The sequence below is a fragment of the Streptomyces sp. MGP-P1 genome (assembly GCF_057766565.1).
Window position 1 is genome coordinate 532,460 of sequence record NZ_JBYMEM010000001.1, and the last position, 10,020, is coordinate 542,479.

The 10,020-nt window shown below is 71.9% G+C and carries 11 protein-coding genes; 4 read left to right on the plus strand and 7 right to left on the minus strand.

From position 1 onward, the window contains the following. The first annotated feature begins 540 nt into the window (after window positions 1–540). The gene (locus tag AC3CH1_RS02425; RefSeq protein ID WP_488461313.1) at window positions 541–726 is read left to right on the plus strand and encodes a hypothetical protein; all 186 of its coding nucleotides are present in this window, start codon (window positions 541–543) and stop codon (window positions 724–726) included. Between the two features lie 333 nt (window positions 727–1,059). Here AC3CH1_RS02425 and htpG read toward each other — a convergent pair whose 3' ends face one another. The 3 genes from htpG to AC3CH1_RS02440 form a co-directional block, all read right to left on the minus strand. Further along, window positions 1,060–2,976: a molecular chaperone HtpG gene (htpG, locus tag AC3CH1_RS02430; protein WP_488461314.1), complete on the minus strand. Its 1,917-nt coding sequence runs from the start codon at window positions 2,974–2,976 to the stop codon at window positions 1,060–1,062. A gap of 129 nt (window positions 2,977–3,105) precedes the next feature. Further along, complete coding sequence (locus AC3CH1_RS02435) at window positions 3,106–3,756, minus strand: type III effector protein (protein ID WP_488461315.1); 651 nt, start codon at window positions 3,754–3,756, stop codon at window positions 3,106–3,108. A 179-nt stretch (window positions 3,757–3,935) separates the two neighbouring features. Beyond that, window positions 3,936–4,472 carry an arylamine N-acetyltransferase family protein gene (locus AC3CH1_RS02440; RefSeq protein WP_488462127.1) on the minus strand — a complete coding sequence of 179 codons (537 nt, stop codon included), beginning with the start codon at window positions 4,470–4,472 and terminating at the stop codon, window positions 3,936–3,938. Between AC3CH1_RS02440 and AC3CH1_RS02445 the strand changes: the two genes are divergently transcribed. Next, entirely contained in the window at window positions 4,377–4,577 is a 201-nt protein-coding gene (locus AC3CH1_RS02445) for a hypothetical protein (RefSeq protein ID WP_488462172.1), read from the plus strand. The two genes, AC3CH1_RS02440 and AC3CH1_RS02445, sit on opposite strands and share 96 nt — an antisense overlap. Window positions 4,578–4,893: 316 nt before the next feature. Here the strand turns inward: AC3CH1_RS02445 and AC3CH1_RS02450 are convergent, their stop codons facing one another. Continuing rightward, window positions 4,894–6,339 (minus strand): dihydrolipoyl dehydrogenase family protein, encoded by a 1,446-nt coding sequence (locus AC3CH1_RS02450; protein WP_488461316.1) that lies wholly within the window; start codon window positions 6,337–6,339, stop codon window positions 4,894–4,896. A gap of 126 nt (window positions 6,340–6,465) precedes the next feature. On the opposite strand from AC3CH1_RS02450, the gene trxA reads away from it, so the two are divergent. Beyond that, complete coding sequence (trxA, locus tag AC3CH1_RS02455; protein WP_488461317.1) at window positions 6,466–6,864, plus strand: thioredoxin; 399 nt, start codon at window positions 6,466–6,468, stop codon at window positions 6,862–6,864. 156 nt (window positions 6,865–7,020) lie between these two features. Here trxA and AC3CH1_RS02460 read toward each other — a convergent pair whose 3' ends face one another. Then, window positions 7,021–7,293: a hypothetical protein gene (locus AC3CH1_RS02460; protein WP_361872505.1), complete on the minus strand. Its 273-nt coding sequence runs from the start codon at window positions 7,291–7,293 to the stop codon at window positions 7,021–7,023. Window positions 7,294–7,348: 55 nt separating this feature from the next. Beyond that, entirely contained in the window at window positions 7,349–8,371 is a 1,023-nt protein-coding gene (locus AC3CH1_RS02465) for a LacI family DNA-binding transcriptional regulator (RefSeq protein ID WP_488461318.1), read from the minus strand. A 145-nt stretch (window positions 8,372–8,516) separates the two neighbouring features. Between AC3CH1_RS02465 and AC3CH1_RS02470 the strand changes: the two genes are divergently transcribed. Continuing rightward, the gene (locus tag AC3CH1_RS02470) at window positions 8,517–8,984 is read left to right on the plus strand and encodes a type II toxin-antitoxin system PemK/MazF family toxin (protein ID WP_488461319.1); all 468 of its coding nucleotides are present in this window, start codon (window positions 8,517–8,519) and stop codon (window positions 8,982–8,984) included. Window positions 8,985–9,133: 149 nt separating this feature from the next. On the opposite strand, the gene AC3CH1_RS02475 is transcribed toward AC3CH1_RS02470, so the two are convergent. Then, entirely contained in the window at window positions 9,134–9,955 is an 822-nt protein-coding gene (locus AC3CH1_RS02475) for a TIGR02452 family protein (protein WP_488461320.1), read from the minus strand. Window positions 9,956–10,020 lie beyond the last annotated feature (65 nt).

Sequence of the window (10,020 nt, forward strand, 5' to 3'; positions counted from 1 at the left end):
GTGCTCCTCTCCGCCCGCCGCATCCTCACCTGCGCCCATGTCGTCAACGACGCTCGGGCCGCGAGTTGCCGAGCCCCGAACACCCCGGGCATGACGGGGCGTTCGCCGTCTCCTTCCGCGGCGCCGACGCGGCCGACGGGGTGGGAACCGGCCGCGTCTCGCTGTGGCTGCCGCCCCGGCGACGGTCCGGCAGCCCCGTGTAGGGCGGTGACCTGGCAGTGCTGGGCCTCGACGAACCCGCCCTCGACTGGACCAGGCCCGTCGTCTGGCCGGACGTGCTGGAAGGCATGAGTTGCGGGCCTGGCATGGTGGCGGTGCCGCGATCACCTACGCGAACACGGTCGCGGGCCTCCAGCACGATGGCTGCTGCCCTGTGGACGGGCCCCTGACCGGGATTGCGATAGGCCCCGGCTACAGCGGGTCCCCTGTGGGTCCTGTGGGTCAGATCCGACGCCACGGTCGCCGGACTCGCCGTCGCGCAGGTGATGACGGACGGACCGGCCCTGAAGGCCCAGGACACCGTGCGCCAGGGGCTGGGCCGTGCCCTGGCAGACCGTACGGGAGGAGATGACGCGAGCGGGGGCCGGTGACGTCGTCGCGGAGTGCCAGGTGGTGCGGCGGGGCCGCACCACGGGCCCCGGCGAGACCTACGTACAGGCGATGGTGCCCCTGTTGCGCATCCTGGTGGACGACCGGCGAGGAGCGTCCACGCCGACCCGGGTCTGACCGCGCGCGCCGCCCGTGAGGCACTCCGGTTCATGAACCTGCCGGTCGCGCTCTCGCAGGCCTCCCGTCCGACGGTGATGGACGTCGACGCGATCATCCTCGACCTGGAGAACTGCCCCTGACGCTATGCGATCGGCTTCGGCGGGAAATGACTTCACCACGGGGCACGAGTCGACCACCTCGGCACATCGGCAGACGTGAACGGTGTCCCTGCCGGCACCCGCCCCATGGAGCGGAGGACAGCGCGACGGTGCCCCCGCAGCCGCCTGCCCCGGCACCCCGTACGGGGTGCCGGGGCAGGCGGCTGCATCGGTTCCGAGCCGCACCCTGTGCCTACAGGCTGCGGGCCAGGCGGTCGGCGAGCAGCCGGGTGAAGCGGGCCGGATCGGGCAGGTCGCCTCCTTCGGCGAGCAGTGCGCCGCCGTAGATGAGCTCGGCGACCTCCGTGAGCGCGGGGTCGTCGGCGTCCGCGTCGTGTGCCGTGCGCAGGGCGGTGACCAGCGGGTGCGAGGGGTTGAGTTCCAAGATCCTCTTGACGGTGGGCATCTGCTGGCCCATCGCCCGGTACATCTTCTCCAGGGTCGGCGTCACGTCGTGCGCGTCGCCGACGATGCAGGCGGCCGAGGTGGTCAGGCGTGATGACAGGCGGACCTGCTTGACCTGTTCGGACAGGGCGGTGGTCAGCCACGGCAGCAGGGCGGCGAAGTCCTCCTCGCGCTGGGCCTTGGCGGCGTCGCCCTCCTTCTCGCCGTCGGTGGACTCGCCGAGATCGACCTGGCCCTTGGCGATGGACTGCAGGGGGTGGCCGTCGAAGGCCGGGACCCGGTCGACCCACACCTCGTCGACGGGGTCGGTGAGGATCAGCACCTCGTAGCCGTTCGCGGCGACGGCTTCCATGTGCGGGGAGTTCTCCACCATCGCGCGGCTCTCGCCGGTCAGGTAGTAGATGGTGTCCTGGCCGTCCTTCATGCGCTCGACGTACTCGCGCAGCGTGGTGGTCCTGTCGGGGTCGTGGGTGGAGGCTGCCGACACCAGCTGAAGCAGGGCATCGGTGTTGTCCGCGTCCTCGACCAGGCCTTCCTTCAGGGCCCGGCCGAACTGCTCCCACACCTTCGCGTAGCGCTCGGTGTCCTTGGACTGCATGTCCTTGAGGGCGCCGAGGACCTTCTTGACCAGGCGTCGGCGCACGCCGTGGATCTGGCGGTCATGCTGGAGGATCTCGCGCGAGACGTTCAGCGACAGGTCGTGGGCGTCCACGACACCCTTGACGAAGCGCAGGTAGTTGGGCATGAGCGCTTCGCAGTCGTCCATGATGAACACCCGCTTGACGTACAGCTGCACGCCGGGCTTGGTGTCGCGGGAGAACAGGTCGAAGGGCGCCTGCGAGGGGATGAACAGCAGCGCCTCGTACTCGAAGGTGCCTTCGGCGCGCATGTGGATCGTCTCGGCCGGGGGCAGCCAGTCGTGGCTGATCTGCTGGTAGAACTCGTTGTACTCGTCCTCGGTCACCTCGGTGCGGGGGCGGGCCCACAGTGCCTTCATCGAGTTGAGCGTGTCGGTCTCGCGGGTGGTCGCGCCATCGGCGGAGGTACGCTCGGTGGCCATGCGGATGGGCCAGCGGATGAAGTCCGAGTACTGCTTGACGATCTGACGGATCTTCGGCTCGGAGAGGTAGTCGGCGCGGCCGTCCTCGCTGTCGGCGGGCTTCAGGTGCAGGGTGACCGAGGTGCCCACGGGCAGGCCGTCGACGGCCTGGATGGCGTAGGTGCCCTCGCCGTCGGACTCCCACCGGGTGCCGGTGTCGGTGCCGGCCCGCCGGGTGCCCAGGGTGACCTTGTCGGCGACCATGAAGGCCGAGTAGAAGCCGACGCCGAACTGCCCGATCAGGTTCTCGGCGGTGGCGGCGTCCTTGGACTCCTTGATCTTCTCCAGCAGGCCGGCGGTGCCGGACTTGGCGATCGTGCCGATCAGCTCCACCAGGTCCTCACGGGTCATGCCGATCCCGTTGTCACGGACGGTCAGGGTGCGGGCTTCCGGGTCGACTTCCAGGGCGATGTGCAGGTCAGCCGATTCGATCTCGAGGCTCGAGTCGGTCAGCGATTCCAGCCGCAGCTTGTCCAGGGCGTCGGAGGCGTTGGAGATCAGCTCGCGCAGGAAGATGTCCTTGTTCGAGTAGATCGAGTGAATCACCAACCGGAGCAACTGGCGGGTCTCCGCCTGGAATTCCAGCGTCTCGACACTGCCGGTCATGTGGATCTCTTTCCGTGGGAACGTCATGAAGGGAATCGGAGCAGGGCCGGGACGGGTCGTTGACCGTCACCGGCGTGGTTCGGCATGGATCGGGCCACACCCGCATGGCGTGCCTCTGCGTGGTGGGAGTCAGTCATCACCGGCCGCGTGGCAGTGCGCCTGGGCGTCCAGGGCGTCCAGGGATTCGACGAGGCGGGCATGACGGGCATCGAGGTAGGGGCGGATGCCGGCCAGCGGGGCGATGAGCTCAGCCGCGTCTGCGGCGCCGAGAGCGGCATGCAGGGCGTCCTGGGCCGAGCGCGCGTCGGGCGCGAGGTGGGCGAGCGCGGCGATCTGCCCGGAGAGGCGGCGCAGGTCGGCGGCGTGGACGCGGGCCCAGTCGGCGGTGGCGCGGTCGGCGGCTCTTGCCCGACGGGTGGCCGCCACGCGCTGCTCGCCGGTGGTTCCGGCGGCGCCGGGGCGGCCGCGCAGGTAGCGGCGTTCGGCGGCCTGACGGCTGGCGACACCGAGGGGGCGGGCGAGATCGGCCCAGCTGGCGCCCGCGCCGCGGGCGGTTTCGATCAGGCCGGTCTCCCAGCCGGCGAGATGCTCGCGCACCTGCCGCAGCAGCATCAGGGAGGCCAGCGCCTGCTCGGGTCCAGGGGCGACGGCGTCCGGGGACTCGCTCTGCGCTTCGCGCAGAGCGTCGTCCATGGCGGCAAGAGCCGCCGCGGCGGCGATGAAGGACGCCGGGCTGTGGGCGCCGTTACCGGCGGCGTCCGACTGGTCTGCTGCGTTCACGACACCTCCCTTGCCTTGTCAGCGGGCCGACGACATCAGAATTGTCGTCCATTGGATGACGAATGGCAACGGGATCAGTGCAACGCAACCCGGCCCGGCTCCGCGGGCGCGGAGCCCTCGCGGCTCCCCTTCGGGGGCCGGAGGTACCGGCTGGTACCAGGGGCCGCCGTTGGTCGGTGTCAGTCGACCTCCTGGGTGCGCGTCCGACAGAGGTCGTTCTGGGCACTGGTCTTCTCCCAGAGCCGGCTGATTCCGTTCGGTCCGAGGTCCTCGATCGGTACGAGGAATTTCTCCCGGAGTGTCGCGGCGAACTCTTCGACGTTCGTGATGGTCCGGGAACTCCTGCCGTCGGCGCTGTACTGCCGCACCGTCCGCGACAGCAGGAGCAAGGTGTGCCCGGCAGTGGGCCGCGCGGCGATCAGCGGGGTGACGTAGGGCGACCCCGGAGACGTGGAGAGCTCGTGCGAGCGGGCGGCGAAATCGGCGGGCCCGCGCGGCTGGAGGCGGAAGTCGTAGGAGCCGATCGTCGCGCCCGGGTGGTGGTGGAAGCGCCAGGTGTCCGAGGCCAGCCGCTCCAGCCGGAAGGTAAACCTCCCTTGCCTGTGGGGCCCTGCGCGTAGGTGGAGCGGCTCCATGAACCCGTCTCCGATACCGGCGTCGGCAACCCATCGGCGGCCGTCGAGGTCAATGATCAGCGCATGGTGATTGCCCCACATCGCATCCCCACGAGCCTGGCGCATGACGCCGCCACCAACCAGCAGCTGCCGCACCAGGCAATCACCATCGCCGATCTCGACTCCATCCCGGCAACCACGACGTGATCCGCGCCCACTGCCCCGTCAGTCATCGGCATACCTGAACATCGACCGCCTCACCGGCCCCGGTGGGTTTACGGCGACGCGTACGTTCCGCCGCGTGTTCCTCTGTCCGCGCGGTCCGCCCAGCCAGCCTTGCCGAGTACCGGGTCCAGCTGTGTACGGTCGGCCCGTCGCCCGGACGTGACCACCCCGACCCGATGACCTCCCCGACCCGACCGACGAGACCGTCGCAACAGCCATGGCCCGGATCCCTCGCGCCTCAAGCACCCCGGCGACCCTGCCCGCCGGCCAGGGTCCACCGTGTCTGTGCCGTCAGCACTCAACCTCGGTACGTCTCCAGCAGCCGCAACCACACCTCACTGATCGTCGGATACGCCGGGACCGCGTGCCACAGGCGGGCGATGGGGACCTCCCCCGCGACCGCGATCGTCGCCGAGTGCAGGAGTTCGCCGATGCCCGGGCCGACGAAGGTGACGCCGAGCAGGATCTCGCGGTCCAGGTCCACGATCATCCGGGCGCGGCCCCGGTAGCCGTCGGCGTAGAGGCCGGAGCCGGCGACCGAGGCGAGGTCGTAGTCGACGGCGCGTACGCGGTGGCCCGCGCGTTCGGCCTCGGCGAGGGTGAGGCCGACGGACGCGGCCTCCGGGTCGGTGAAGACGACCTGGGGGACGGCCGTGTGGTCGGCGGTGGCCGCGTGGGTGCCCCAGGGGGCGGTCTCCAGGGGGCCGTTCCCGGCGCGGGCGGCGATCGCCGCGCCCGCGATGCGGGCCTGGTATTTGCCCTGGTGGGTCAGGAGGGCGCGGTGGTTGACGTCCCCGACCGCGTACAGCCAGTCCGTTCCGTCGACGCGGCAGGTGTCGTCCACGGTGAGCCAGGAGCCGGGTTCGAGGCCGATCGTCTCCAGGCCCAGATCCTCCGTGCGCGGGGCCCTGCCGGTCGCGAAGAGGATCTCGTCGGCCTCGATACGGTCGCCGTCGTCCAGGTCGACGGTGACCGGGCCGTCCGGTGCGGGGCGGTGGACGGCGGTGACCGAGACGCCCGTACGGATCCGGGCCCCGGCCTCCGCCAGCGCCTCGGCGATCAGCTCGCCCGCGAAGGGCTCCATTTTCGGGAGCAGACCGCCGCCCCGGATCAGCAGCGTCACCTCGGAGCCCAGCGCCTGCCAGACGGTCGCCATCTCCACGCCCACGACGCCCCCGCCGACGATCACGAGCCGGCCGGGAGCCTCCTTGGCGCTGGTGGCTTCGCGGCTGGTCCAGGGGCGGGCCTCCTCGATGCCGGGGAGAGAGGGGACCACGGCCCGGGAGCCGGTGCAGACGGCGACGGCGTGCCGGGCGGTGAGCCGGTGCTCCGTGCCGTCGGGGCCGGTGACGGTGACCGCGCGGGGGCCGGTGAGCCGGCCCGTACCCCGGTACACGTCCGCTCCGACGCTCTCCAGCCAGGCGACCTGGCCGTCGTCCTGCCAATGGCTCGCCTCCGCGTCCCGGTGGGCGAGTACGGCCTCCACGTCGAGGGGGCCCCGCACCGCGGCGCTCAGTCCCGGCACCCGGCGGGCGTCGGCGCGGGCGACGACGGGGCGCAGGAGCGCCTTGCTCGGCATGCACGCCCAGTAGGAGCACTCGCCGCCGACCAGCTCGGACTCCACCACCGCTGCGGAGAGCCCTGCGGCGCGGGCCCGGTCCGCCACGTTCTCCCCCACCGGACCCGCGCCGATGACCACTACGTCGTACTCGGAGTGCTCGGAGTTCTTGCCTGCGTCAGTCATGGAAACAGTGTCCTCGCGGGTGTGCGCCCCGGCCACATGGGCAGGCGGAATAGCGCACGTGCAGTCACCGTTGTGCCGGACAGGACCCGTGAGGACCCCACCGGCAGAGGAAGAGGTATCCCCCGTATGAGCACCGTCGAGCTCACCAAGGAAAACTTCGATCAGGTCGTCAGCGACAACGATTTCGTTCTGATCGATTTCTGGGCTTCCTGGTGCGGCCCCTGCCGGCAGTTCGCGCCGGTCTACGACTCGGCCTCCGAGCGCCACCCCGACCTCGTCTTCGCCAAGGTGGACACCGAGGCGCAGCAGGAGCTGGCGGCGGCCTTCGAGATCCGTTCCATCCCGACGCTGATGATCGTCCGCGACAACGTCGCGGTCTTCTCGCAGCCCGGTGCGCTGCCCGAGGCGGCCCTGGAGGACGTCATCGGGCAGGCCCGGAAGCTGGACATGGACGAGGTCCGCAAGTCCGTCGAGGAGCAGAAGCGGGCGGCCGAGGCGGGCCAGGCGCAGCCGGAGACGCCGTAGTCGGCCTCCCCCGCACCCGGCACGGCCCTGGGGCCCTGACCGACACCGTGGAGACGGTGTACGCGGTCGGGGCCCTCGTCATGCCCGGGGCGTCGAGCCAGGATTTCCCCAACCCTTCCTCTCTCCTCGCCCTCTCGCTCTCCCGCCTTCGTGCTCTCAGGACGCGGGGCGCTCCCCCTCGGCCCCGGCGACGCGGACCGACATGCCGTAGTCCAGTTCCTCGCCGTCGATGAGCACGGCCTCCACCGTCCGGGTCTCCGGGTCGACGTCCGCTGCCATGCCCTCGCCCGCGTACCGGGGGTAGCCCGAGGCCCCCGTCTCGCCGGTGGCGGCGACGACCGCGGACCGGATCGGCCGGCCGGGGGCTCCGGTCCGCGTCCTGCTGTGGTCGGGGATCAGGAGGAGTTCGTAACTCTGCGGGTGGCTCATGCCTCCGACGCTAGACATCCGCCGTGCGTGGCGCATGTCGTCGCGCCGGAGGCGGTCAGCTGGATTCCCGGTGCACGGCGCTGGTGCGGAGCAGGTCCTGATGGACCGGCGGCCCGCCCGGGTGCTGGACCATCCGGTCGATCGTCTCGGCCAGCGGCTGCGGCATGGCGAGCTCCATCCGGACCGTGCTCAGCCGGGGACGCAGCAGCCGGCCGATGAGGGAGTCGTCGGCGCCGATCACCGCCGTGTCGGCGGGCACGGTCACCCCGGCGTCCTGGAGGGCCCGCATCAGCAGCATGGCGTACTCGTCGTTGTACGCGAACACCGCGTCCAACCCCAGTTCCGGCCAGCGGGCGGCCAGTTGGTGAGCGGACTCCTCCTCGTACAGCAGCGGGAGGGGGCACACACGGGCCCCCGCCGGTTCGGCGACGCGACGTGCCCCGATGAGGCGGGGTTCGGAGAAAGGCACCCGGCCCGGTTCCTGGGGCATGACCACGCCGATGTGGCGACGGCCGCGGGCCAGCAGGTGTTCCACCGCGCTGGCGCCGACCTGGCGTTGGTCCATGACCAGGCCGTGCGCTCCGGCCACCGGGCCGGGGCCCAGGGTGATCACCGCCTTGGCGCCGGAGCGGGTCAGGATGCCGGTGCCGTGCGGGGTGAGGGCGATGCCCGGCGGTACGACGACGGCGACGGGCCGCAGTTCGGCCCAGGCCGTGGCCGCCTCGTCGGCGGTGAGACCGACGCTGCCGTACTGGACGACGGTGTAGTCCAGGCGGCGCAGCCCGGACTGGAGTTCCTCGAAGAAGTACTGGTGCAGTGGTCCCGCCGGTATGTGGCCGGAGGGCAGCAGGACCATACGGCTGTGTCCGGCGCGCAGACTGCGGGCAGCCGCGTGCGGAACGTAACCGAGCTGGAGGGCTGCCTCCCTGACCCGGCGTCGGGTGGGTTCGCTGATCCGGACGGTGGCGTTGTTGTTCAGTACGTATGACACGGTGGCCCGGGACACTCCGGCGAGGCGCGCGACATCGGCGCTGGTCGGAACGGAGACTTCGGCGGGCTGCTTGGGTAACTGGCTCATGGCGTCGGGCAGTCTTCCAGACCCGCGGGAGCGGGTTTCGGTCCGGGGCCCGCAGCTTCGGTCACGGTGGCCGGAACGCCGCCCCGCGGTCCCGGTCCGACGCCCCGCTCCCGGGATCGGGCGGTGGAGGTTCTACGGTGTTGCGATGATGTTCCACGACAGCGCGTACCGTTCCGACAACCCCTTTGACGTGCCCGGCAGCAGCGGGCCGACCGCCACGACGCAGGCCGACGCCGATGACGTGGGCCCCGTGCGCACCTCCTACGCCCCCGATCGCGACGGCGATCCCGACCCAGGTGAGATCGTCTGGACCTGGGTGCCTTTCGAGGAGAACGACGGGCGGGGGAAGGACCGGCCGGTGCTCGTCGTGGCCCGCGAGGAGGCGGGCACGCTGCTCGCCGTCCAGCTCTCCAGCAAGCAGCACGAGCGGGAACACGAGTGGGTGGCGCTGGGCGCGGGCCCCTGGGACAGCTCGGGGCGGCCTTCCTGGGCGGGCCTCGAGCGAGTGCTGCGGGTCCACGAGGACGGGATGCGCCGGGAGGCGTGCGCCCTGGACCGGGAGCGCTTCGACCGGGTCGCCGGGCGGCTGCGCGAGCGGTACGGCTGGAGCTGAGCGGCGACGCGGCGGGGGCGGGGGCGAGGCGGCGGGAGGCTCCGACGCGGCGGGAGGCGGTGCGGCAGTGGGCGGGGGCGGTGGTGAGGCCCGCCGGGCACGGCCCGGACGGCGGTCCCCGGCGCACGGCCCGGACGGCGATCCCCGGGTCAGGCGAAGGTCCGGGCGAAGGCGGCCCGGACGGCGGATTCGGGGTCCCGGTCCAGGATGCCGAAGACGATCTGCTCGAAGTGGCCGCCGAACCGGCCGCCCTCGCCGAGCAGCGCCCGGAACGCCTTTGCCACCTGCGCCGGATCGTTCTGGAAGACCCCGCAGCCCCAAGCCCCCAGGACCAGTCTGCGATAACCCCGTACCGCCGCGACCTCCAGCACCCGTTCGGCGCGGGAGGCCAGCGCCGCCGGGACGCGGTGGGCCTCCTGGGGGGTCTGCCGCTGGATCACCCCGGCGTTGGGCGCGGGCGAGGTGAGGAAACCTACGGTGTACGGGGCGTCCAGGAAGGCGCCGCGGTCGTCGCGGAAGACCGGGACCCCGGGCGAGTGGATCACCCGGTCGGTGTAGAAGGCGCTGCGTTCGGCGCGGTGGTGCGCGTAGTACTCGGGGGCGCGCAGGAGGGTCGCGTGGAGGGCCGAGCCACGGCACAGGGCCTCCTCCTGGGCCTGCGCGCCGTTGAGGTAGCCCCCGCCGGGGTTGCGGGCCGAGGCGTAGCTGAGGACGGCGACCCGGCCGGGCGCCTCGCCGGTCATCCTGCGGGCCGCGACGAGGCTGCTCTCGCCGGTGACCTCGAAGCGGGGGGTGCGGTCGGAGTCCAGGGCCGCGACGGGCACCGGGTCCGGGCCGTAGAGCCTGGTACCGGACAGCGCGGCGGCCACGGCCCGGGCGATGGACACGTCCTGACCTGCCGCGTTGCGATAGGTCCCGGCCTCGACGACCGCTTCCGTCCCGCGCGCGATTCCGCGCAGCCGCGCGCTCACCGGCGCTCCCCCGTGTGGTGCATACGGGGCATGCTGACGGGGAACCCGGCCTGGGCGCAAACGGA

Bases quoted from the DNA above. Each gene is read 5' to 3' on its own strand.
- htpG (WP_488461314.1), bottom strand. From the start codon at position 2,976: ATGACCGGCAGTGTCGAGACGCTGGAATTCCAGGCGGAGACCCGCCAG.
- AC3CH1_RS02440 (WP_488462127.1), bottom strand. From the start codon at position 4,472: ATGTGGGGCAATCACCATGCGCTGATCATTGACCTCGACGGCCGCCGA.
- AC3CH1_RS02450 (WP_488461316.1), bottom strand. From the start codon at position 6,339: ATGACTGACGCAGGCAAGAACTCCGAGCACTCCGAGTACGACGTAGTG.
- trxA (WP_488461317.1), top strand. From the start codon at position 6,466: ATGAGCACCGTCGAGCTCACCAAGGAAAACTTCGATCAGGTCGTCAGC.
- AC3CH1_RS02460 (WP_361872505.1), bottom strand. From the start codon at position 7,293: ATGAGCCACCCGCAGAGTTACGAACTCCTCCTGATCCCCGACCACAGC.
- AC3CH1_RS02465 (WP_488461318.1), bottom strand. From the start codon at position 8,371: ATGAGCCAGTTACCCAAGCAGCCCGCCGAAGTCTCCGTTCCGACCAGC.
- AC3CH1_RS02470 (WP_488461319.1), top strand. From the start codon at position 8,517: ATGATGTTCCACGACAGCGCGTACCGTTCCGACAACCCCTTTGACGTG.